The following is a 21447-nucleotide window of genomic DNA, read 5'->3' on the forward strand; positions in this document are numbered from 1 at the left end:
TTTTGTATTTATTATTATATATAAATTGGTTGAGTACATCTAGTATTGTCTTGTACTACTTAGAAAGTATTATATCTTTCTTTTTGGATCAAATTCTTCTAGATAATCGCCTACTTTACGTAAAAATGACCCTCCTAGATATCCATCAACAACTCTATGATCAAATGACAAGGATAAATACATCATACTTCTGATTGCAATTTCATCTCCTTTGTTTGTCGTAATTACTTCCGCTCGTTTTTTAATAATTCCTAATGCAAGAATGGCTACTTCTGGCTGATTGATAATTGGTGTTCCCATTAAACTTCCAAAAGTTCCTACATTGGAAATTGTGAATGTACTTCCTTGAATTTCTTCGGGTTTAAGATTGTTGTCACGCGCTGCATTTGCCAAATGATTTACTTCCGAAGCTAATCCTTTTAGATTTTTTTCATCTGCATTTTTTACGACAGGTACTATCAAGTTTCCTGTTGGTAAGGCTGTTGCCATTCCAATATTAATGTCTTTTCGTTGAATTACCTTTTTTCCATCTTCTGAAACAGAAGCGTTGATTCCTGGAAAATCAATGATTGCTTTTGATACAGCTTCAACAAATAGAGGCGTAAACGTTAAACGCTCTCCATATTTTTCTTGAAAAGCTACTTTTTGTTCGTTTCGCCATGCTACCATATTGGTTACATCAATTTCTATATAGGCTGTTACATGAGGCGATGTATGCTTAGAGTACACCATATGATCAGCAATCATTTTGCGCATGCGATTCATTTCGACAATGGTATCATGACCTTCTACAAATTTGATTGGCGATGGGTTGTAAGTACTTTTAGCAACTTTAGGTGCAGTTTGTGGACGACTTGCTAATGGGTATTTTCTATTTTTTAAATAGTTAAACACATCACTCTTTCGAATACGCCCGTCAGCTCCAGTCCCTGGAATGCTTTGCACTTCTTCGATTGTCATGTTTTCTTTTTTTGCAATACTAACAATCAACGGAGAGAGAAAAGCATCTGGATTTCTTACAAATTGAGAGTCTTCTGCCTTTATAGCTGCATGATTTACTACTGCTTTTTCAGTTACTTTTGAAGTTTCTTTCTTTAACTCATTATTTGAAACTTCTGATTGTGTATTTGCTATTTCTGAAGCATCAATCAGTGCCAATATTTCACCTACCGGCACTACTTCATTTGCTTGGTATCTAATTTCAGTTATCGTTCCAGAACAAGGAGAAGGAACTTCAGAGTCTACTTTATCCGTAGCTACTTCTAGTATTGTTTCTTCAATTTCAATGGTATCTCCTACATTTTTTAACCAACTAATAATTGTGGCTTCGGAGATACTTTCTCCCATTTTGGGCATTTTCAACGGTACAATAGGCATGAGCGTTTATTTTATTTTTTCATTTTTCTTCAAAAAAAACTAATCAGATACAAATGAAAAAGTCAGGTTTTATAAGGGAACTTTTTAATCAGAACAAAAATACTGTTTTTGCAACATATAAACGTTAATACACTAACTTCAATATGTTAACTAGATTTTTTTTCTTTATTTTTGAATTTTATAATTGTTTTTTTCTTTTATAGATGAATTCATCTCCTTTTTTTATAATTTTTATCTAAATACTAATGAAATTAGACCGTATAGACTTACAGATTTTAAGACTTTTACAAGAGAATAGCAATCGAACTACTAAAAGCCTTGCCGAAGAACTTAATATGTCAACCACACCTGTTTTTGAACGTATTAAAAAACTTGAAAAAGAAGGATATATTAATAAGTATGTTGCATTATTGAATGCTAAGAAAATAGGGCTCAAGCAAACCGTTTTTATTGGAATTACCTTACAAGGACATACGCGCAGTTATCTAGAAAAATTTGTGAAACAAATCAACGAATTCCCTGAAGTAGTCGAATGTCATCGCGTTACGGGAAATTTTGATTATTTATTGAAACTCGTCGTAAAAGATGTGGAAGCTTACGAAAAATTTATTATTACAAAATTGACGTTACTACCGTATTTGGGAAGTGTACAAAGTTATATTGCATTGTCCAAAGGAAAACAGACACATGAGTTGAATTTGGATGTGTTGTGATTTTAATCGCTATTACTATTGTGTTTTCCACTATCTTTGACCATTAATTTTACAGCATGCCTACTATCTCCAACAGTAAACGAAATTTAGTTCGTATTGTATACGATATTGCCAACGAACATGAAATCACAATTCAATCTTTTTCGTATGACTGGATTTTGAAGTTGTCTAAAAACGATGTCCACAAGCATATTTTTGGCTATAATTTTGAACTGAACTCTGCGACTTCTAAAATGATTGCTGGCGATAAGAGTGCTACAACAGATTTATTAGAAGCTGCACAGATTCCTACAGTACAGCATCGTCTTTTTTTAAATCCTGAGCTAGAGAAATACGTAGGTATTGCTGGAAACTGGCAACACATTTTACAGTTTTTTCAAGACAATGCTCAAAAAATTGTCTGCAAGCCTATTGATGGAACTGGCGGAAATGATGTATTTGTTGTAAAGTCGGTTATACAGCTAGAAAAAGCGCTACATTTATTATTTTCTAAGTATCGAAGTATTTGCTTATCCCCTTTTTATTCGATAAAAAAAGAATACAGAGCTGTAATGCTTGATGGAGAAGTTGAGTTATTGTATCAAAAAAACATTCCTTTTGTTAAAGGCACTGGCACTTCTACTATTTTAGAGCTATTGCAACATACGTTTTCTGAAGAAACGCTGCAGAATATAATTTATGCTTTTGCAAATAGAAGTGACCGCAATTTGAGTGATATTCCGCAAAAAGATGAAATTGTTGAAGTTAATTGGAAGAGTAATTTGGGAGAAGGAGCTCAAGCAGAGATTATTGAAAATAATATAATTTCAGCACTTGCTACCAAAGCTGCTAAAGCAATCAATATTCGCTTTTGTTCTGTAGATATTATTGAAACTGTTACTGGAGAATTTTTTGTCTTAGAAATTAATTCTGGTGTAATGATTGAGCATTTTTTAAATAATCAGCCGCAAGAATACAATCGTGTCAGAGCGATTTATGAAAAAGCCGTATTGCGAATGATGGGAGAATAATATTGCTTTTGAGGGAAACCGTAATTTTTTTTTATTCTTTTCAGATATTTTTATGTGAGAATTAATCAACTGTAAAAAATTATGAATAAAGTATTCTTCTTTGCAATCGTATCACTCATGCTAGTATCTTGTGGAAATTATATCCGCATTGGCGATTTAACAGCTATTAGTAATAGAAATCTTGATGATAGTCAAAATTATGTTTTATTAAAGAGAGATGTTGAAGCTATTGCCAAATCAAAAAATGACGATGCTTTAGAACAAGCTGTAGATAATCTAACTAAAGAGTATGAGGGTGAATTTTTGAGAAATGCTAAAATTTACGTAAAAGATAATGGTAAAAAAGTGAAAGTCATTGGTGATGTTTGGGGCGTACAACTAACTAATGTTAATGTTTCTACAAATGCTAGCGCTAAAATTGAACTCAAGATTGGTGATAATGTTATTTTTAGAAGAAGAGGAAAATTAATAGAAGGGAAAATTGTTGGATTAAATCCAACATCTGTTATTGTTGAATATGGTCGTAAAAATAAGAAAGTAGAGTTAAAGTATGATGAAGTCACTAAGACTAAAACTGAATAACCATTTTATTTTTCATCCATAAAATCGCGCAAGGTATCATAGAATGCTTCTTGTGTAGGACGTTCTTTGGGAATTTCACGTAACGGCTCAACTTCACGTAAAGTTTCATGACAATCTTTCGGTAATTGTTGATACAATTGCGTTCCTTTGGTTTTCCAAGCAATCATTTCGTCACTTACTTGTTTAATGATTTTTGCAGGATTTCCTACGACCAAACTTCGACTCGGAATCACAGTTTGCGCCTTGACAAACGCCATCGCACCAATGATACTTTCGTCACCGATTTCTGCATCATCCATGATTACCGTGTTCATTCCGACCAACACATTTCGTCCAATATTGGCACCGTGAATGATTGCGCCGTGCCCAATGTGCGCACTTTCTTTCAATACAATTGATTTTCCTGGAAACATGTGAACAGTACAATTTTCTTGCACATTCACGCCATCTTCCAAGATAATTTCTCCCCAATCACCACGAATGACTGCACCTGGACCGATGTAACAATCTTTTCCAATAATCACATTTCCTGTCACCGCCGCTAGTGGATGTACAAAACTGCTTTCGTGTACCACAGGAATATAGCCTTTAAATTCGTAGATCATGTTTTATAGTTTGAGCTATGAGTAGTGAAAACTTTGAACTAATCTCAATTCTCACTACTAGTAGCTTTTATTTAAATCGTTTTAATGTTTCTTTGGTAAACTCTGACAATACCAATCGTCCCGAAATTGCTGCACGTTCTGCTAGCAATTCATCCCAGTTTTCTGTTCCTGTCCAAAAGGCTTTTTTCATTTCTGCCATTGCCTCAGGATTGTAGGTACATAAGTGATTAGCAAATGCTGTTACTGCTTCGTCTAATTCTTCATTGGTTTCAAAAACTTGCATATACAAACCTTTGCTTCTTGCCCATTCGGCATCGTAAAAACTATTGGCATCAATGGCAATTTGCGACATACCACTCAATCCTAATTTGCGTTCTACAGCAGGACCTACCACAAAGGGACCAATTCCAACATTCAATTCACTGAGTTTGATTGATGCAAATTTAGACGCCATACAATAATCTACGGCTGAAGCGAGTCCAACGCCTCCACCAACAGTTTTACCTTGTACGCGTCCGATAATGAATTTTGGACATTTACGCATGGCGTTTATCACATTCGCAAAACCAGAGAAGAATACTTTTCCTGTTTCCGCATCGTTGATATTGATGAGTTCTTTAAAGCTCGCTCCTGCACAAAACGTTCGATCTCTTCCGCTTTTCAAGATAATCACTTTAATTTCATCATTCGTTCCAGCATCGATAATAGTTTGTGCTAATTTTGCTAAAATATCACCAGGCAACGAGTTATGTGCTGGATGAAAAAATTCGATAGTGGCTACTCCGTTTTCTATGTGTTGTTGTACGTATGGATCGGTCATATTCATTTCCCGCGAAGGCGGGAATCTTTTTAAGGGTTATACTTATTTTCCCGTGAAAATAGGAATTTTGTTTTTGTTTATTCTATTTTATTTTATCTACTAAATTTTCACAATCAGGGTTTTCTTTTTCTATCAATTCAACTTTCCAATCACGATTCCATTTTTTCATGCGCTTTTCTCTCAAAAGTGCTTCATCTTTGGTTTCAAAGCTTTCAAAATACACCAATCTACTCAAATTATATCGTGCTGAAAATGTTGTTGGTTGTACTTTATTTTTATGCTGCCTGATTCTTCTTTTTAAATCTTTAGTAACTCCAATATACAGAACACCGTTTGGTTTATTTGTGATAATGTAAACGGAGTAAATTTGCATTTTGATTAACTTTTGCTGTTAATTTCTAAGAAATTATTTTCAACAATTCGATTTGTTAGAATACGTTTTGACTTCACATTACAAGGTTCCCGATTTCTCGAGAATTACTTTGAGCAATTTGGCTTGTTACAACAAACCAAATTGCTCAAAGTGGTGATTAAAATGCTTGGTATTCATCAAATCCCACTCAAATTTATCCAAATGCCCAAAAACTGCATTTTTTGTAGTCGCTTCTGGATGTTCTTTGAAATAGGCTTCAAATTCGTCATACGCTTCTAGTAATTTCGTTTTGGCTTCCGCCAGATTTTCATAACGCATGTTAGAAAGCTCTTTCTCTAATAACTTTGGCGCATCATAATTTCTCGGCATTGGATTGTGATTGTACAAGGTTTCGTGTACTTTTTCCAATATTTTTTCAGGTGTTTCAATCTCAAAATCTTGAATTTCTCCAGAAGCCACACGCAAGGAATATTCCAAATGTTCTACCATTTGTTGTGCATTCATTGTTCCCCAAGCAGGTTTGGCATCTTCCATGAGTTTTCCTAGATAGTTTTGTATTGTATTTTTGTTGATGGTTGCAAATGGATTTTTCTTTTGAACCATTGTTAAAATTGTTGCTACAGCAACCAATTCATCTTCTTGATCAAATACTTCCACAAACCATTTTACAATGCCGCTTGGCAATTCTTTTCCTCGTGAATCGCGATCTACTTTTTCTCTACATGTCAATCGCACATAAATGGTATCATTATGATAGATTGGACGCAAGAAACGACATTCTTCCAATCCATAATTTGCCGCAACTGGCCCTTTGTTTGGATAGACAAATAATCCCGCTGCTGCAGAAATGATAAAGTAACCATGTGCCGTACGTTTTTCAAAAATACTTCCATCCAACGATGTAATGTCTGTATGCGCATAGAAATGATCCCACGTTAAATTTCCAAAGTTGATGATATCAGTATCGGTAACCGTACGTTTGTGCGTTTTGATGGACATTCCTGCTTCAATGTCTTCCCAATGATACGCAAACGGATGTTTGTCTGTTTCTTTGTAATTGGCATTCGCCTGATAGATTCCTGTTACTTCCGTCAATGTAGTTGGAGAACCTTGAATGGCACAACGCTGCATATAATGTTTGATGCCTCGCATTCCGCCCATTTCTTCGCCGCCACCAGCACGTCCTGGACCTCCATGAACCAATAACGGTAATGGTGAGCCATGCCCTGTACTTTGCTTTGCCATATCACGATTTCCAACCAAGATACGTCCGTGATGTGATGCTGCTCCAACCACATATTTTCTTGCAATTGTATCATCATTCGTAAAAATAGAAGACACTAGCGAACCTTTCCCCATTTGTGCCAATTGGATAGCTTCGTCCATATTTTTATATGGCATAATAGTACTTACAGGTCCGAAGGCTTCAATTTCGTGTACACTTGTATTTTTGAATGGATTGTTTTCTCTGAGTAAGATAGGGCTCAAAAACGCTCCTTTTTCTCCATCAGCACCAACTGCTTCAATCGTATCTAAGGTTCCATAAACGATATCAGCTGTTTTTGCGAGTTTAGATACTTGATCTTTTACACTTTGTACTTGTGTTTGATTAATCAATGCACCCATGCGAACTTCTTTGAGTCTCGGGTCTCCGATAGTGACTTTACTAAGTTGATTTCTTAAAGCAATTTGCACATCTTCTACTAAGTTTTCTGGCACTACAATTCTACGGATAGCGGTACATTTTTGACCTGTTTTTACGGTCATTTCTTTACGAACTTCTTTGATGAATAAATCAAATTCTGGAGTTCCAGGCACTGCATCTTCACCAAGTACAGAACAGTTTAAAGAGTCTGCTTCCATTGTAAATGGTACTGCTTCTTGGGTAAGTCTTGGATGTGCCTTTAAAATACGTCCTGTATGTGCCGAACCTGTAAATGTAACCACATCTTGCGATTCAACCGTATCTAAAATTGATTTGGTCATCCCGCTTAGCAATTGCAACGCTCCTTCTGGTAAGATTCCTGAATCTATAATAACTCTAACCACAGCTTCGGTTAAATAGGCAGTTTGCGGCGCTGGCAAAACCACTGCTGCCATTCCTGCCATCCAGTTAACCGCACATTTTTCCAACATTCCCCACACTGGAAAGTTGAATGCGTTGATATGTACAGCCACTCCTCGTTTTGGCACTAGAATATGGTGCGCCATAAAACGACCTCCGCGAGAGAGATCGATTGGATCGCCTTCTACATGAAATGGTTGGTTTGGAAATAGTTTACGCAGTGAAGCATTCGCAAATAAGTTCCCAAATCCGCCTTCTATATCTATCCAGCTATCTACACGTGTCGCACCTGTTTTGTAGCTAATTTCATAAAATTCTTCTTTGCGTTTGGTAAGATATAATGCTAGTTTTTTGAGCATGTTTCCACGTTCTTGAAACGTCATTTTTCGAAGCTGCTCTCCTCCTTTTGTCCTTCCGTATTCTAGTGCAGCAGGAATATCTAGTCCTGCTGTAGTTGCAAATCCGATAGTTTCTCCGGTAACAGCATCAAACATTGGCGTTCCATTACCAGTCCCTTGTGTCCATTGTCCGTTAATATAGCTTTGTAAAATCATGTGTTGTATTTTTATTTTTAGCTATTGGTTTTTTTGTTGATTTGTTTTTCGCATCAGCGTTGAAGCAGTTAAATTACACTCAACGCAGGCATTTGTTGGGCTTTTTAGAAAATTAACTCCTGCCTTTGCAAAAATGACAGTTGTCAAAAAGCTACTAGCGACATAGCCACCATAAAAGCACACATTTCAATGTTGTTCAGTACCTTTCATGAAAACGCCCTAATCACTTTATATATTTACATTTTCAATAATTGCGGCATAGCCTTGACCTACACCAATACACATGGTAATAAGTGCATAACGCTTGCCTGTTTCCTGCAATTGTAGTGCCGCCGAATAGGCTATACGCGTTCCGGTAACACCTAATGGATGACCAATGGCAATAGCACCTCCATTTGGATTGATTCGCTCATCATCATCGGCCAATCCCCATTCGCGAATGCATGCCAAACTTTGCGCTGCAAAGGCTTCGTTGAGTTCTATGATATCCATGTCGTCCATTGTGAGTCCTGCTTTTTCTAGGGCTTTGTTGGATGCGTTTACAGGTCCGATACCCATGATGCGTGGCTCTACTCCAACCACCGCCGAGCTTACAATACGTGCTATCGGTTTAAGATTGTATTTTTCAACCGCTGTTTTGGAGGCAATGATAGTTGCTGCTGCACCATCATTGAGTCCAGAGGCATTTCCTGCAGTAACACTTCCATCTTCACTTTTGAAAGCTGGTCGCAGTTTGGCTAAAATTTCTGGTGTGGTCGTTGGTTTTATAAATTCGTCTTCCGAGAAAATGATCGGATCTTTTTTACGCTGTGGAATGGCTACTGCTACAATTTCTTTCGCCAATCGTCCAGACGCTTGTGCTTGACTGGCTTTCATTTGACTTCTGTACGCAAACGCATCTTGATCTTCGCGAGAGATGTTGTATTTTTCTACGAGATTTTCAGCCGTTTGTCCCATGCCATCCGTTCCATACATTTTTTCCATTTTTTGATTAATGAATCGCCATCCAAAACTCGTGTCATACATTTTAGCGTCTGTTCCAAAAGCACTTGATGGTTTCGCTATAGCGTACGGCCCGCGCGTCATGTTTTCTACACCGCCAGCAATAAATACATCACCATCTCCTGCCTTAATAGCACGATTGGCGTGAATGATAGCGGATAATCCTGAACTACAAAGTCTATTGACCGTTTCTCCTGGAACCGTGTATGGTAACCCTGCCAACAGTGATGACATACGCGCTACATTCCGATTGTCTTCCCCTGCTTGATTGGCACATCCTAAGATGACATCGTCATAAGCATCTTTTGGTATGTTGGGATTGCGATTAGTTAGCTCCTTAATAACCAATGCGCCTAAATCATCAACACGTGTAGTAGCTAATGACCCTTTGAATTTTCCTATGGGAGTTCGAACTCCGTCTATGATGTATGATTCCATTTTTTGAATATTGAATGTCAAATAAAGAATACTGATTGATGAAGTTTATATTTTAATGAACTTCAGGTATTCTAAATTCATATTTTATTTAATTAATTAGTTCTAATCTTTTATGGTTAAATTTCGGCATTTAGTTTATAATTTTCAAACTTCAGCACTCGTTATTATGCTGTTTTATATTCGCAATTTTATTCTTCCCAGTCCTTTTGCGTTCGATATACAACACCTTTAAACAACGCAATGAGTTCGTTACCTCGCTTAACTTCTACTATATTGAACCCTAGTTTGTTTTTTACTTTTTCGATGACCGATTCGGCAGTGATAAAATCACCTTCTTCTAATGCTTCAATATGATTGATGGACGTTTCAATAGAAACTGCATATTTTCCATGCGTATTTGCTGCAAAACCAAAAGCCGTATCTGCCAGCGAGTAACTGATACCTCCATGCGCCTTCCCCATACTGTTGAGCATTTCTTTTCTGATAGTCAATCCAACTTTGCAGCGTCCGATTTCACATTCTAGAATTTCAATTCCCAGCCATGTACTGAATGGATCTTGGCTTAGCATTTTGGTTGGTATTTTTTTTCCTTTGATAGGCATTAGTTTTTTGGGATTAGGGATTAGTTTCTTTCTTTTATCCTTTTTCGTAAAGAAGACATCATTTTAGTTAACTCGGAATGTAATTTTCTGTTTTCTTCGTCTTCCTCAAAATTAATATAGTTTCTTTTTCTTGCTTTAGTGCTACAGCTAACGCATTCGTTTGCACTATAGATAGCATGATTCAGATGTTTTATAAATTGAGCGTCCGAGCCAGGATAGCCTTCTGCAATATTTAGTGCGATAGAGTCCGCAGCTCTTCTAAATTGCGATGACAAAGCATACAATTCATGATTTGGAAATTTTTTAACAATTTTATCGATAAGCTCTCCAAAATCCATTGCTTTTTGATAGTTTTTTAAATCTTCAAACTTAAAATTGTATTTACTTATTTCACTCATACCTACTACCAAATTCCTAATACCTAGTTAAAAAACGTTGTTTTTTGACGATTCATTTTCCGCAATAACGGTGAGCAACGATATCTATCTTCACGATATTCGTCGTATAATTCGTCTAGAGTTTTCACGCACCAGTCAATTCCTTTTTCGTCTGCCCACGCTAATAATCCTTTCGGATAATTTACTCCTTTGGTCATTGCATTGTCAATGTCTTCTGCAGAAGCAATATTTAGAAATAATGCATCTGCTGCTTCATTGATGAGCATGACTAGGACGCGATTAAAGATTTGTTCTTGTAACTCACTGCTGTGTGATTCTGCATTTCGACTCCGCTCAATGTCAGCGCTCGACATGAAACGACCGTTTTCATCATAATCGTAATAGCCTTTTCCAGTTTTTCTTCCCAAATATCCCGCTTCAGACAAACGCTTTTGTGTAAATGAAGGTTTGTATCTTGGGTCAAAATAGAACGCTGTAAATACGGTTTCTGTTACAGTATAGTTTACATCATTCCCAATAAAATCCATCAACTCGAAAGGTCCCATTCGAAAACCTCCTAATGATTTAAGCGCATAGTCAATCGTAGCAAAGTCTGCAATTCCTTCTTCATATATACGTAACGATTCTCCGTAAAAAGGGCGAGCAACTCTGTTCACAATGAATCCAGGTGTATCTTTGGCAACTGCCACCACTTTTTTCCAATCCGTAATTGTGTTTACAGATATATCTAGTACCTTTTTTGAAGTTTGAACGGCAGGAATCACCTCAACCAGTTTCATTAATGGTGCTGGATTGAAAAAGTGAATTCCTATACAGCGCTCTGGTTTTTGTAATGCCGAAGCTATAGAGGCAATTGATAACGAAGACGTGTTTGATGCTATAATTGCCTCGTCAGAAAGATATGTTTCTAACTCTGCAAATACTTTTTGTTTTACATCCAGATTTTCTACAATGGCTTCAATAGTTATATCGGAATCTCCTAAGTCTTTGAGTGAACTGACATACGAAATGCTTCCTTGAATTCTGTTTTTTTCTGCTTCATCTATACGTCCTTTTTGGACTAAACGCGCTAATATTTTTTCTAAAGCATCCTTACTCTTATTAAGAGCTGACTGCTGAGTATCATATAATTTAACCATGCATCCAGCAGTTGCCGCTACTTGTGCAATTCCGCTTCCCATGGTTCCTGAACCTATGATTCCTATTTTTTTCATATTTAACGATTGTAGATTAACGATTTTTGATTTTTGAAGTAGCTGTTTTGATACTTGCAACAAAAATTGAGATTAGTTGATTATTCTCATCTATTAATCTATTTATTATTCTTTATCTTTAATTAATTGTGCTTGTTTTTAGAATTTTCATATTTACTATACTCGCAACTCTTTTAAACATAATTTAAAGCTACTGAAGTAGCTGAACGAATGAACTGTTTTACTAAATGCTGTGACGCGAAAGAATCATCTGCTTTTTTACAACAATTAATCACATTTACAAAGAATTCAATAAGTCTGTCTTCTAATTGATTTGACTTCATAGTTAGTTCTTACATCACAATTCAACAATCAGCAATCGTTCCTCATTTTCCTTTAAAGTTTGGTTTGCGTTTTTCAACAAATGCTACAACTCCTTCTCGATAATCTTCCGATTCGCTGGCTTCAATTTGATGTTTCGATTCTAACGCAAGTTGAGTTTCCAAATCATTTATGAGTGATTGGTTGAGCACTTTTTTGGTTAATCCTAAGGCTTTTGTAGGCATTTTAGCTAGTGTTTCTGCTAAAATAATTACTTCTTCTTGGAATGTTTCAAATGGCAATACTTTATATAGCATTCCTAATTTTTCCGCTTCTTCTGCAGAAACTTTGTCGCCCAACATCATTAACGCAGATGCTTTTTGAAAACCGATGAGTCGTGGCAAGAAAAACGTTCCCGCACTGTCTGGAATAAGTCCAATTTTACTGAATGCCTGGATGAAACTTACTTTTTCATGAGCTACCACAATATCACAAGCCAAGGCAATATTTGCTCCCGCACCAGCGGCAACACCATTTACTGCGCCGATAATAGGTTTTTCAATGGAACGAATTCGCGTAATGATAGGATTGTAATGTTCTTCGAGTATTTTTTTGAATCCAGGATTTAGCTCGGGATGCGTGACTTCTTTTAGATCCTGTCCAGCACAAAATGCTTTACCTTCTCCCGAAAGAACAATTGCTCGAACTTCGTTATTTTGCTCACATTGATCAAGTGTATCTTGCAGTCGTAATGCCATTTCCCGATTGAAGCTATTGAATACTTCTGGACGATTAAGCGTGATATATGCTACTTGATTTTGGATGGTTAATGTAATAGATTGGTCACTCATATTTCATTTTTATTATAAACAGAGATTCCCGCTTTTACTTTGAAAGGTTTAGTACTGGCGGGAATCATTATTTTAAACATTTAAAATAGTCAAATGGTTCTTGACAGTCATCACATTTAAACAATGCTTTACACGCTGTAGAACCAAACTGACTTACTAATTTTGTATTGGTTGAACCGCAATTGGTACATTTTACGATTCTTTTTTCTCCTAGCAAAGCTTCTTTATCTGCATCAGGATTTAGTGGTGGGGCAATTCCATATTCTTGCAATGCTTTTCGCCCGCGTTCAGTAATCCAGTCTGTTGTCCACGCCGGAGCTAATATTAGTTTAACTTTAGCTTCGTATCCGTGTTCTTTTAGAGCTTGTGTAATATCATCACCTATTACATCCATTGCAGGACAACCAGTATATGTTGGTGTGATGCTCACCTCTACTACTCCTTTAATCAATTTTGCAGAACGTACCACTCCCATATCCATAATAGATAGCACCGGAATTTCCGGATCAGATACTTTTTCCAGGATAGGAATAAGTTCTTTATCTATATGTTGTTTTGTCGAAATCATACTGAACTTACATCGTGATTTATAAAATCTTTATTGTTCTTCGAATCTTTATAGGATATGAATAGGAGTGAAACACAAAAGGTATTACCATGTCATATTTGGATAAGCGCGTTGCATATATTGCATATCCGCTAGTAGATAGCCTAAATGTTCTGTATGAACTCCTGATTTTCCTCCTTTTTGAAAATATTTAGATTCAGGAATCGTTAGTGTAGCTTCTTCCAACAATGCAGATACTTTTTCGTAATATGATTCTTTTAGCGTAGCAGCGTCTATCGCAATTCCGTCATCAATAAGTGATTTTGCCGCTTCAGTCACTTCAAATAGCTCATTTGTATAGGTCCAAAGGTCATTGATTGCCGCTTGCATTTTTTCATGACTTTCGTCCGTACCATCTCCCAAACGTTTAATCCAATCGCCCGAAAAACGCACATGATAAGACACTTCTTTGATTGATTTTTTAGCAATTGCACTTAATGTCATGTCTTGACTAAACTGTAATTTTTCTAGTAATAGTAGATGAAAAACATCAAAAAGATATTGCCTTGCTACTGTGTAAGCAAAATCTCGGTTAGGTTGCTCAACCAATAAGACATTTTTATATTGTTGTTCATACCGTAAAAAAGCAATACTATCTTCTGTAGCATTGTCGCCTTTAACATCTGCCGCATATTGAAAATAGCTGCGTGTTTGCCCAAACAAATCCAAAGATATGTTTGTACACGCTATATCAGTTTCCAAACTTGGTCCATGACCGCAAAGTTCACCCAATCGCTGACCTGCAATCAGACAGTTGTCTCCAAGTTCAAGTATGTAGTTGTAAAGATTTGTTTTCATATGTTTTCTCCGTAAAACGAGAATATTTTGTTGTTAATTTCAAAAGTACATCTCAACTTCGTTCAATGTACATTTGACTATGTAAGATGTAAACCGTTAGAGTACTACTACGAATTACATGTGCTTTACATCGTCTGGTAAATCGTAAAATGTTGGGTGACGATATACCTTATCTTGTGCTGGTTCAAACAACTCTCCATTATGTTCAGGATTGGAAGCCGTTATGTATTTGGATTCAACTACCCAAATGCTTACACCTTCACTTCGTCTTGTATATACATCTCTTGCATTTTCTAATGCCATTTCTGCATCTGCAGCATGTAAACTTCCAAAGTGTCTGTGTTCTAATCCGTTTTTACTTCTTACGAATATTTCCCAAAGAGGCCAGTTTTTGTTCATATCTATGTCCACGACAGTGGTATCTTTTAGTTAGTATTTATTCTATATGAATTCCTGCTTACACAGCTTTCGCCGCATTTTCTTTTCTATTTTGTTGTTTTTCTGCATACGCCATGGCTGCATCACGAACCCACGTTCCACGTTCCCATGCACCAACTCGCGCATCCATTCGTTCTTTATTGCATGGCCCATGTCCTTTGACTACTTGCCAAAATTCATCCCAATTTATTTCTCCAAAGTCATAGTGTCCTGTTTTTTCATTCCACTTTAAGTCTGGATCTGGAATAGTTAATCCAAGAATATCTGCTTGCGGTACAGTTTGATCAATAAATTGTTGACGTAATTCATCATTTGTTTTACGCTTTAATTTCCATTTCATTGATTGTTCCGTATGAACCGAAACGTCATCCGTTGGTCCTAACATCATTAAAGCAGGCCACCACCAACGATTTAACGCATCTTGAGCCATTTGTTTTTGTACTTCTGTTCCCTTACACAAGGTTAGCATGATTTCAAAACCCTGACGTTGGTGAAAACTTTCTTCTTTGCACACACGAACCATCGCTCGGGCATATGGCCCATAAGAAGTATTACATAATGGAACTTGATTGATTATTGCAGCTCCATCTACCAACCATCCAATTGCTCCCATATCTGCCCAAGTAATTGTTGGGTAATTAAAGATACTTGAGTATTTTGCTTTTCCTGAATGTAGTTGTTCGTATAATTCTTCTCGAGAAACTCCCAAGGTTTCACAAGCACTATATAAATACAGTCCATGTCCCGCTTCATCTTGCACTTTTGCCAATAAAGCTACTTTTCTACGCAATGAAGGAGCTCTCGTTATCCAGTTGCCTTCTGGCAACATTCCAACAATTTCTGAATGTGCATGTTGAGAGATTTGACGGATATGAGTTTTTCTATATTTTTCAGGCATCCAATCTTTCGGTTCAATTTTTTCGTCATTGGCAATACGTTGCTCAAAAATCTCTTCCAAACTCAAGCTTGAATTGTTTTCTGATTCATTTTTCATACCTGTTTGTTTTAGTTATTGTATTTCAATAATCATTTTTTGAATGCTTATTGTTTTTTTCTACTTCTTTGTAGATGTTTTTTTGTTAGATTCTCGGTTTTCCGAAAAACTGTTAGTGTTACGAACTTTACAACGTCCCTTTGCGTTAGGGATAGAGCAATTTGTTTAAGCTCCTTGCGAAATTATGTTCAGCATAATAAGCAAGAGCGAGTTGCGAAAGCCCGACCCAACGGGAAACGCTCAAGTTATATCTCTATACATCAAAATCGACTACAACCTTTTTGGTCGTTGGCACCGCTTGGCACGAAAGCACCAATCCACTTGCTAGTTCTTCTTCAATCAATGCATAGTTGATTTTCATTTCTACAGCACCTTCTACAACTTTACATTTACAAGTACTACATACGCCTCCTTTGCAAGCAAAAGGCAAATCGGCACCTGCTGCCAATGCTCCATCGAGAATGTTATCATATTCATCTTCCATTACGAAATGGAATTCTTTTCCTCCGTCAACAATTGTTACTTCTGTCCCATCTACTTTTTGCTCAAGCGCATGGGCAATTTGTGCTTCGTTTGCTTTTTTCCCTCCAGAGAAGAACAATTCATAATGAATTTTTTCCTTTGGTAATCCTGCGGCTTCTAGTTCGTCACGAATTAGAAAAATCATTTCTTCTGGCCCACAAATAAAGCAATCGGCAGTGTCATCAATATCAATGAACGTTTTGGTGAGAAGTTGTATTTTTTCAGGAGTAAAACGTCCGTTCAAAAATTCAATATCACGTTGCTCTTTTGTTAAAAAATAAAAGACATTAAAACGTTCTAAGTATTTGTTTTTCAACTGCTCTATCTCTTCTTTAAAGATAATAGATTTAACCGTTCGATTCAAATAAAACAACTTAAATGTGCTTTGAGGTTCCAGCTCTAAGTGTGTTTTAATAATAGACAACATTGGCGTAATTCCACTTCCTGCTGCAAATGCTATGTAATTTTTCTTGCCGTTGGGATCTACTTCTATATAAAATCGCCCTTCTGGCTTCATTAATTGAAGGGTATCACCCGCTTTTAATTCTGTATTTGCATAGGTAGAAAAAATTCCACCCGGAATTTGCTTAACCGCTACCTTCCATTGTTTGTCAATTGGACTAGAGCATAATGAGTATGACCTACGCACGTCTTCTCCATTAATCATTTTTCGTAACGTTACGTATTGTCCTTGTTTGTATTGAAACTCTTCCTGCAGAGATTCAGGAATAGTAAAGGTAATCACAGTACAATCTGAAGTTTCTTTATATACTTCAGCAACTTCTATTTCATGAAACTTAGCCATGCATTTTTACTTTTATTTACACAAAACTAACAATTGTTAGTTTGACTTACAACTAATTTTTTGTTAAATAGTATCTATCAATTCTTTACATAAAAAAAAGAGCGTTTAAAAAACGCTCTTTTTCCCTCTTATTTAGTTAAAAAAACTAACAGGTACGGTCGCATGTTTCCTGACAACTAACTCCTTCATACGTTAAGCATGTTTCTTCTTGAACACAGGAGTTACTTCCTGGCGGTGGTGGCGGGCCGCCAGCTACGATAGCATTAAGATTTGAGACCACATGTTTTTTTAGCCTCAAATCATTGGTAGGTTTTTTTTTCATTTATGATAAGATTTAAATAAATTAATACATTTCAAATGTACGTAAGACAAATCTTATTAATGAAGGGTTTTGCAATAGAGTTTAGAATGTAAAAACTATTGCTCATGTATTGAATTACCTTTGTTAAACAGCTACTCCTGTAAGCAATACCTTACCTAGATTTTCAAGTAATTCGTTTTTGCTAAGTTCCTCTTTTTTAGGAATCCACAGGTATAAGGAACGTAGCGTAGATAGTATTGAAAACAGAATAATTTCGGGATTGACATTTTTGAGTTCTCCTTTTTCAATTCCATCTTTTAGGATTTGACGAAAGCTTTCTTCATAGTTTCTCCGTAATGACAAATAATAGTCCCTCTTTTCTTCTAGATGCATCCAATCATTGTTCATGGTTGCCATTTTTGACGGGTTCTCCATAGTAATATGCACATGCAATGCTATAATTTGTTCTAATTTTTCAATACTGGTAGTAGATGTTTCCTCAACAATTTTAGACATTCCGTGTGTAAATTGTTCACCGATTGAAATAATGATATTAGAAAGGATTTGTTGTTTCGATTGAATGTGATTATACAAGCTTGCAGCTTTTATTCCCATTGCTTGTGCAATATCTCGCATCGTAACAGCACTATACCCTTTTTGCTTGAATAACATTTCGGCAGTACGAACAATTTCTTCTTTTCTAGTTTCTGGTTTCTGTATCATATCCTCCTTATATCGTTTGTGAAGATACATATTTTACAAAATACGTTGTATTTCTACATTTTATTGTTTGAATATTTTCTGTTTTAATAGCTTTGTGAAAATTTTGCTGATGAACTCATTTATTGAAACAAATCCTCTACTAGATAGACTTCCACCACATTTACAGCAGTATATCAAACCTCAAAATTATGACGAATACACTGCTATCAATCAAGCAGTTTGGCGCTATGTGATGCGAAAGAATGTTTCTTATTTAAGTTCTGTAGCACATGAATCATATTTGGAAGGTTTGAAAAAAACAGGAATATCCATAAACGATATTCCTAGTATGTACGGCATGAACCGAATTTTAAAAGAAATTGGTTGGGCAGCCGTAGCTGTAGATGGTTTTATTCCTCCAAATGCTTTCATGGAATTCCAAGCATATAAAGTATTGGTAATTGCTAGTGACATACGCCAACTAGAACATATTATGTACACACCTGCTCCAGATATTATTCACGAAGCTGCAGGACATGCTCCCATTATTGCCAATCCTGATTATGCAGAGTATTTACGTCGCTTTGGCGAAATTGGAGCTAAGGCTATTTTATCATCACATGATAATGATATGTACGAAGCTGTACGCAAACTTTCTATAGTGAAAGAAGCTCCTGGAAGTACAGATGCTGAGATTGCTTCTGCAGAAGCACGTGTTAACGAATTACAAGAAAAAAAGGTAGAACTGTCGGAAATGGCCATGATTCGAAATTTACATTGGTGGACAGTTGAGTACGGCTTAATTGGTAGCGTAGAGAAACCCAAAATATATGGTGCGGGCTTACTTTCATCTATCGGAGAAAGCAAATGGTGTATGACTGACCATGTAAAAAAACTTCCTTATTCAATAGATGCTGCATATCAGGAATTTGACATTACACAACCTCAACCACAATTATATGTTACACCAGATTTTTCTTATTTAATGCAGGTTTTGGAGCAATTTGCAAATACAATGGCATTGCGAAAAGGCGGTTTTAGAGGTTTGCGAAAATTAATTGAGTCTAAAAGAATTGGAACAATCGAATTAAGTACGGGCTTGCAAGTTTCAGGTGTTTTTACTGAAATGATTACAAATGAAGATAATGAAGTTGTATTTTTTCGTACGGAAGGACCAACTGCATTGTCTAACAGAGAAAAAGAACTGATTGGACATGGTATAGCAGCTCATCCTCACGGTTTTAGTTCGCCATTAGGCAAACTGAAAGGCATCAATTTAGCAATTGAAGACATGAGTCCTATCGACTTGAAAGCGTATAATTTTTATGACGGAGAACGTATTTCTTTTGAATATGAAAGCGGTATTAAAGTAGAAGGCTTAAACGTAACAGGAATTCGAAATATTTTTGGGAAATTAATTTTGATACAATTTACCGACTGCACTGTTACTTATAAAGATCGTGTATTATTTAAGCCAGAATACGGAACGTTTGATCTTGCGTTAGGAAAAAATATTGTGTCCGCATACGCTGGAGCTGCAGACTACAATTCATTTGATAGTCAACACTTCAAATCAAATACTTTAACCGTTAAAACATCTTCTTCTGATGAAGATAAAGCCCTAGAAGTATTATATGCAAAAGTTCGCAGCTATAGAACAGGAACAGATAGAAGTGTTTCTTTATCAACAATTTTTGACAAGCTCACTGCCAATCACGCGAACGACTGGCTTTTATTAATAGAGCTATACGAAGTAGCTACGAATGATTCTTCCTTACAGGAAACCATAGTAGAACGCTTACAAAGTTTACAAAATGAGCGACCAGAAATTGCACATTTAATTGCTGATGGAATCGAATTGATACACAATCAAGCTTAGGTTAGCTATTTAAAAAGTCTTTGAATTGTTTTGTGGTAAATAACTTCCATATCCCTAGTAATAATGCCAAGCCTTCTGTGAGTGACCCCGAAGTTATCAATTCCGAACCATATGGCCAGTGTTGTATTTTGAACAAAGCTCCAATTGTGGTGATAAAAACTCCTAAAAGAAAAATAGCTATAATGTGTTTTACTTTCATAGACTATGAGTTGATGTGCAATTTTAAATTTACATAAAAAATACAGCTTTCTAGATAAAAAACTGATTGTTAGATGTTTTAAAAATCGAGAGTATTGAAAAACTATCATTTTAGATACTTTTCCATACTCTAAATACTCCAGCAAATCAATCAATTTTGTGCTTTTCTAGCCACAAAAGAGTAATAAGATAAGTCAAATATAGACGTTTATACAAAATATTTAATGCTTACTAAAAGTTTAAATCAACTACTTACAACTTCCGTATATTCCACATATTTGGAGCAATAACAGGAATTTTTCATGAGAATTATAGAGATTTTTTATAGAAATGCATCAAGTATTTAAAAAAATGAAAAGGTATTTTGACAAAGAAAGTAGGTATTTCAAGAAATGTTACGTCACATACATACACCTAAGCATAGCTTTGCAACGCATTTATTAGAAAAAGGCATAAGTTTACGATACATTCAATATATATTGGGACACCAAAACTCAAAAACCACAGAAATCTATACACATATCACACAAACGGGTATTGAAAACATTAAAAATCCTTTAGATGACTTTGACTTTGAATGAAAATAGTGTAGCTTTAAAAATAACTAAATTTATGATAGATAAAAAGGTTTAGTTATACTAGAAATAACAGGAATTCCTGTTATACATACGTTGGCGTGCATTTGATAAAACCGAGTAAATGATTAAAAACAGCAAAATATCCAGTAATATTAACCAATGGAATATAGAATATGACCAGAACGGATTCGCATCTGATGAAAATTGGTTAATAACTGCTGAAAAAAAAGAAGATATTTTACAATTAAGTCATATTTATCAAGAAGGACCGGTTTTAGATGTTGGATTTTACACGGAGAATTATAAAATATATTCATTTATTGCAACGATTGGGATAAACCAAAAGAAGTCTTTGAATCCAAAATAGCGGAATCTATTACGGAAAAACTTTACGAATTAATTGACAAATACGCAAATGGATAAATATGAGTAGGTCAAAAAAGAAAACCAAAATTCACGGAATTACAACTGCAACGTCTGAAAAGGGAAATAAACAAGACGCAAACAGAAAATTTCGCAGAATTATAAAACAAAAAGTTAAATCAGAGGAAACCGAATTGCCTGAATTACGTGAAGTTTCGAATGTTTGGAGCTTTGACAAAGATGGAAAAAGATATAACCCTGAAATGACTGAAAAAGAATTACGAAAATAAAAAACGACACGCCAACAATGGCTATAAGTAATTGCTTGTTCTTGCCCACTTCTGAAAATCCTCGCGGA

Annotated in this window: 26 protein-coding genes; 7 read left to right on the forward strand and 19 right to left on the reverse strand. The window is 35.8% G+C overall.

Annotated features, from left to right (window positions below; genetic code table 11):
* Positions 1 to 69 precede the first annotated feature (69 nt).
* Positions 70 to 1377 carry a dihydrolipoamide acetyltransferase family protein gene (locus AA088_RS17035; RefSeq protein ID WP_046746254.1) on the reverse strand — a complete coding sequence of 436 codons (1308 nt, stop codon included), beginning with the start codon at positions 1375 to 1377 and terminating at the stop codon, positions 70 to 72.
* Between the two features lie 245 nt (positions 1378 to 1622).
* Between AA088_RS17035 and AA088_RS17040 the strand changes: the two genes are divergently transcribed.
* From AA088_RS17040 to AA088_RS17050, 3 genes are all read left to right on the forward strand, one after another.
* Positions 1623 to 2090: an Lrp/AsnC family transcriptional regulator gene (locus tag AA088_RS17040; protein ID WP_046746255.1), complete on the forward strand. Its 468-nt coding sequence runs from the start codon at positions 1623 to 1625 to the stop codon at positions 2088 to 2090.
* A gap of 56 nt (positions 2091 to 2146) precedes the next feature.
* Complete coding sequence (locus AA088_RS17045) at positions 2147 to 3100, forward strand: ATP-grasp domain-containing protein (protein WP_046746256.1); 954 nt, start codon at positions 2147 to 2149, stop codon at positions 3098 to 3100.
* A gap of 81 nt (positions 3101 to 3181) precedes the next feature.
* A complete protein-coding gene (locus AA088_RS17050; RefSeq protein WP_046746257.1) occupies positions 3182 to 3682 on the forward strand; it encodes a hypothetical protein in 501 nt (166 codons plus the stop codon).
* Between the two features lie 5 nt (positions 3683 to 3687).
* Here AA088_RS17050 and AA088_RS17055 read toward each other — a convergent pair whose 3' ends face one another.
* The 17 genes from AA088_RS17055 to AA088_RS17130 all read right to left on the reverse strand — a co-directional run bounded on the left by AA088_RS17055 (position 3688) and on the right by AA088_RS17130 (position 18092).
* Positions 3688 to 4287: an acyltransferase gene (locus AA088_RS17055; protein ID WP_046746258.1), complete on the reverse strand. Its 600-nt coding sequence runs from the start codon at positions 4285 to 4287 to the stop codon at positions 3688 to 3690.
* Positions 4288 to 4354: 67 nt separating this feature from the next.
* The gene (locus tag AA088_RS17060) at positions 4355 to 5107 is read right to left on the reverse strand and encodes an enoyl-CoA hydratase/isomerase family protein (RefSeq protein WP_046746259.1); all 753 of its coding nucleotides are present in this window, start codon (positions 5105 to 5107) and stop codon (positions 4355 to 4357) included.
* An 82-nt stretch (positions 5108 to 5189) separates the two neighbouring features.
* Positions 5190 to 5480 (reverse strand): GIY-YIG nuclease family protein, encoded by a 291-nt coding sequence (locus tag AA088_RS17065; protein WP_046746260.1) that lies wholly within the window; start codon positions 5478 to 5480, stop codon positions 5190 to 5192.
* A gap of 126 nt (positions 5481 to 5606) precedes the next feature.
* The gene (gene paaZ / locus AA088_RS17070; RefSeq protein ID WP_046746261.1) at positions 5607 to 8099 is read right to left on the reverse strand and encodes a phenylacetic acid degradation bifunctional protein PaaZ; all 2493 of its coding nucleotides are present in this window, start codon (positions 8097 to 8099) and stop codon (positions 5607 to 5609) included.
* Positions 8100 to 8327: 228 nt separating this feature from the next.
* Positions 8328 to 9539, reverse strand: a complete 1212-nt coding sequence (gene pcaF / locus AA088_RS17075) for a 3-oxoadipyl-CoA thiolase (RefSeq protein WP_046746262.1) — start codon at positions 9537 to 9539, stop codon at positions 8328 to 8330.
* Between the two features lie 188 nt (positions 9540 to 9727).
* Entirely contained in the window at positions 9728 to 10141 is a 414-nt protein-coding gene (locus tag AA088_RS17080; RefSeq protein WP_174442411.1) for a PaaI family thioesterase, read from the reverse strand.
* Positions 10142 to 10161: 20 nt separating this feature from the next.
* Positions 10162 to 10539 carry a four helix bundle protein gene (locus tag AA088_RS17085; RefSeq protein ID WP_082106834.1) on the reverse strand — a complete coding sequence of 126 codons (378 nt, stop codon included), beginning with the start codon at positions 10537 to 10539 and terminating at the stop codon, positions 10162 to 10164.
* Positions 10540 to 10562: 23 nt separating this feature from the next.
* Positions 10563 to 11753, reverse strand: a complete 1191-nt coding sequence (locus AA088_RS17090; protein ID WP_046746263.1) for a 3-hydroxyacyl-CoA dehydrogenase NAD-binding domain-containing protein — start codon at positions 11751 to 11753, stop codon at positions 10563 to 10565.
* A 173-nt stretch (positions 11754 to 11926) separates the two neighbouring features.
* The gene (locus tag AA088_RS18500) at positions 11927 to 12076 is read right to left on the reverse strand and encodes a four helix bundle protein (RefSeq protein ID WP_157547333.1); all 150 of its coding nucleotides are present in this window, start codon (positions 12074 to 12076) and stop codon (positions 11927 to 11929) included.
* A 42-nt stretch (positions 12077 to 12118) separates the two neighbouring features.
* The gene (locus tag AA088_RS17100) at positions 12119 to 12904 is read right to left on the reverse strand and encodes an enoyl-CoA hydratase-related protein (RefSeq protein ID WP_046746264.1); all 786 of its coding nucleotides are present in this window, start codon (positions 12902 to 12904) and stop codon (positions 12119 to 12121) included.
* A 67-nt stretch (positions 12905 to 12971) separates the two neighbouring features.
* A complete protein-coding gene (gene paaD / locus AA088_RS17105) occupies positions 12972 to 13472 on the reverse strand; it encodes a 1,2-phenylacetyl-CoA epoxidase subunit PaaD (RefSeq protein WP_046746265.1) in 501 nt (166 codons plus the stop codon).
* Between the two features lie 84 nt (positions 13473 to 13556).
* Positions 13557 to 14309 carry a 1,2-phenylacetyl-CoA epoxidase subunit PaaC gene (gene paaC, locus AA088_RS17110; protein ID WP_046746266.1) on the reverse strand — a complete coding sequence of 251 codons (753 nt, stop codon included), beginning with the start codon at positions 14307 to 14309 and terminating at the stop codon, positions 13557 to 13559.
* Between the two features lie 114 nt (positions 14310 to 14423).
* Positions 14424 to 14708: a 1,2-phenylacetyl-CoA epoxidase subunit PaaB gene (gene paaB, locus AA088_RS17115; protein WP_046746267.1), complete on the reverse strand. Its 285-nt coding sequence runs from the start codon at positions 14706 to 14708 to the stop codon at positions 14424 to 14426.
* Between the two features lie 58 nt (positions 14709 to 14766).
* Entirely contained in the window at positions 14767 to 15741 is a 975-nt protein-coding gene (gene paaA, locus AA088_RS17120; protein ID WP_046746268.1) for a 1,2-phenylacetyl-CoA epoxidase subunit PaaA, read from the reverse strand.
* Between the two features lie 253 nt (positions 15742 to 15994).
* Complete coding sequence (gene paaE, locus AA088_RS17125; protein WP_046746269.1) at positions 15995 to 17068, reverse strand: 1,2-phenylacetyl-CoA epoxidase subunit PaaE; 1074 nt, start codon at positions 17066 to 17068, stop codon at positions 15995 to 15997.
* Between the two features lie 145 nt (positions 17069 to 17213).
* Positions 17214 to 17390: a hypothetical protein gene (locus AA088_RS18505; protein WP_157547335.1), complete on the reverse strand. Its 177-nt coding sequence runs from the start codon at positions 17388 to 17390 to the stop codon at positions 17214 to 17216.
* Between the two features lie 123 nt (positions 17391 to 17513).
* Positions 17514 to 18092 (reverse strand): TetR/AcrR family transcriptional regulator, encoded by a 579-nt coding sequence (locus tag AA088_RS17130; protein WP_046746270.1) that lies wholly within the window; start codon positions 18090 to 18092, stop codon positions 17514 to 17516.
* A 109-nt stretch (positions 18093 to 18201) separates the two neighbouring features.
* Between AA088_RS17130 and AA088_RS17135 the strand changes: the two genes are divergently transcribed.
* On the forward strand, positions 18202 to 19950 hold the full coding sequence (locus tag AA088_RS17135) for an aromatic amino acid hydroxylase (RefSeq protein WP_046746271.1): 1749 nt from the start codon (positions 18202 to 18204) through the stop codon (positions 19948 to 19950).
* A gap of 1 nt (position 19951) precedes the next feature.
* On the opposite strand, the gene AA088_RS17140 is transcribed toward AA088_RS17135, so the two are convergent.
* Positions 19952 to 20149: a GldL-related protein gene (locus AA088_RS17140; RefSeq protein ID WP_046746272.1), complete on the reverse strand. Its 198-nt coding sequence runs from the start codon at positions 20147 to 20149 to the stop codon at positions 19952 to 19954.
* 391 nt (positions 20150 to 20540) lie between these two features.
* Here AA088_RS17140 and AA088_RS17145 point away from each other — a divergent pair, with 391 nt between their 5' ends.
* The 3 genes from AA088_RS17145 to AA088_RS17155 all read left to right on the forward strand — a co-directional run bounded on the left by AA088_RS17145 (position 20541) and on the right by AA088_RS17155 (position 21379).
* On the forward strand, positions 20541 to 20729 hold the full coding sequence (locus AA088_RS17145) for a tyrosine-type recombinase/integrase (RefSeq protein ID WP_046746273.1): 189 nt from the start codon (positions 20541 to 20543) through the stop codon (positions 20727 to 20729).
* Between the two features lie 118 nt (positions 20730 to 20847).
* Positions 20848 to 21093 carry a hypothetical protein gene (locus AA088_RS17150; RefSeq protein WP_046746274.1) on the forward strand — a complete coding sequence of 82 codons (246 nt, stop codon included), beginning with the start codon at positions 20848 to 20850 and terminating at the stop codon, positions 21091 to 21093.
* A 58-nt stretch (positions 21094 to 21151) separates the two neighbouring features.
* On the forward strand, positions 21152 to 21379 hold the full coding sequence (locus AA088_RS17155; RefSeq protein WP_046746275.1) for a hypothetical protein: 228 nt from the start codon (positions 21152 to 21154) through the stop codon (positions 21377 to 21379).
* Positions 21380 to 21447 lie beyond the last annotated feature (68 nt).

The organism is Kordia zhangzhouensis (assembly GCF_001005305.1).
In the GTDB taxonomy this organism is placed as follows: Bacteria; Bacteroidota; Bacteroidia; order Flavobacteriales; family Flavobacteriaceae; genus Kordia; species Kordia zhangzhouensis.

Excerpts from the sequence above, each read along its gene's own strand:
- AA088_RS17035 (WP_046746254.1), bottom strand. The coding sequence starts at position 1,377 with ATGCCTATTGTACCGTTGAAAATGCCCAAAATGGGAGAAAGTATCTCC.
- AA088_RS17040 (WP_046746255.1), top strand. The coding sequence starts at position 1,623 with ATGAAATTAGACCGTATAGACTTACAGATTTTAAGACTTTTACAAGAG.
- AA088_RS17045 (WP_046746256.1), top strand. The coding sequence starts at position 2,147 with ATGCCTACTATCTCCAACAGTAAACGAAATTTAGTTCGTATTGTATAC.
- AA088_RS17050 (WP_046746257.1), top strand. The coding sequence starts at position 3,182 with ATGAATAAAGTATTCTTCTTTGCAATCGTATCACTCATGCTAGTATCT.
- AA088_RS17055 (WP_046746258.1), bottom strand. The coding sequence starts at position 4,287 with ATGATCTACGAATTTAAAGGCTATATTCCTGTGGTACACGAAAGCAGT.
- AA088_RS17060 (WP_046746259.1), bottom strand. The coding sequence starts at position 5,107 with ATGACCGATCCATACGTACAACAACACATAGAAAACGGAGTAGCCACT.
- AA088_RS17065 (WP_046746260.1), bottom strand. The coding sequence starts at position 5,480 with ATGCAAATTTACTCCGTTTACATTATCACAAATAAACCAAACGGTGTT.
- paaZ (WP_046746261.1), bottom strand. The coding sequence starts at position 8,099 with ATGATTTTACAAAGCTATATTAACGGACAATGGACACAAGGGACTGGT.
- pcaF (WP_046746262.1), bottom strand. The coding sequence starts at position 9,539 with ATGGAATCATACATCATAGACGGAGTTCGAACTCCCATAGGAAAATTC.
- AA088_RS17080 (WP_174442411.1), bottom strand. The coding sequence starts at position 10,141 with ATGCCTATCAAAGGAAAAAAAATACCAACCAAAATGCTAAGCCAAGAT.
- AA088_RS17085 (WP_082106834.1), bottom strand. The coding sequence starts at position 10,539 with ATGAGTGAAATAAGTAAATACAATTTTAAGTTTGAAGATTTAAAAAAC.
- AA088_RS17090 (WP_046746263.1), bottom strand. The coding sequence starts at position 11,753 with ATGAAAAAAATAGGAATCATAGGTTCAGGAACCATGGGAAGCGGAATT.
- AA088_RS18500 (WP_157547333.1), bottom strand. The coding sequence starts at position 12,076 with ATGAAGTCAAATCAATTAGAAGACAGACTTATTGAATTCTTTGTAAAT.
- AA088_RS17100 (WP_046746264.1), bottom strand. The coding sequence starts at position 12,904 with ATGAGTGACCAATCTATTACATTAACCATCCAAAATCAAGTAGCATAT.
- paaD (WP_046746265.1), bottom strand. The coding sequence starts at position 13,472 with ATGATTTCGACAAAACAACATATAGATAAAGAACTTATTCCTATCCTG.
- paaC (WP_046746266.1), bottom strand. The coding sequence starts at position 14,309 with ATGAAAACAAATCTTTACAACTACATACTTGAACTTGGAGACAACTGT.
- paaB (WP_046746267.1), bottom strand. The coding sequence starts at position 14,708 with ATGAACAAAAACTGGCCTCTTTGGGAAATATTCGTAAGAAGTAAAAAC.
- paaA (WP_046746268.1), bottom strand. The coding sequence starts at position 15,741 with ATGAAAAATGAATCAGAAAACAATTCAAGCTTGAGTTTGGAAGAGATT.
- paaE (WP_046746269.1), bottom strand. The coding sequence starts at position 17,068 with ATGGCTAAGTTTCATGAAATAGAAGTTGCTGAAGTATATAAAGAAACT.
- AA088_RS18505 (WP_157547335.1), bottom strand. The coding sequence starts at position 17,390 with ATGAAAAAAAAACCTACCAATGATTTGAGGCTAAAAAAACATGTGGTC.
- AA088_RS17130 (WP_046746270.1), bottom strand. The coding sequence starts at position 18,092 with ATGATACAGAAACCAGAAACTAGAAAAGAAGAAATTGTTCGTACTGCC.
- AA088_RS17135 (WP_046746271.1), top strand. The coding sequence starts at position 18,202 with ATGAACTCATTTATTGAAACAAATCCTCTACTAGATAGACTTCCACCA.
- AA088_RS17140 (WP_046746272.1), bottom strand. The coding sequence starts at position 20,149 with ATGAAAGTAAAACACATTATAGCTATTTTTCTTTTAGGAGTTTTTATC.
- AA088_RS17145 (WP_046746273.1), top strand. The coding sequence starts at position 20,541 with ATGTTACGTCACATACATACACCTAAGCATAGCTTTGCAACGCATTTA.
- AA088_RS17150 (WP_046746274.1), top strand. The coding sequence starts at position 20,848 with ATGATTAAAAACAGCAAAATATCCAGTAATATTAACCAATGGAATATA.
- AA088_RS17155 (WP_046746275.1), top strand. The coding sequence starts at position 21,152 with ATGAGTAGGTCAAAAAAGAAAACCAAAATTCACGGAATTACAACTGCA.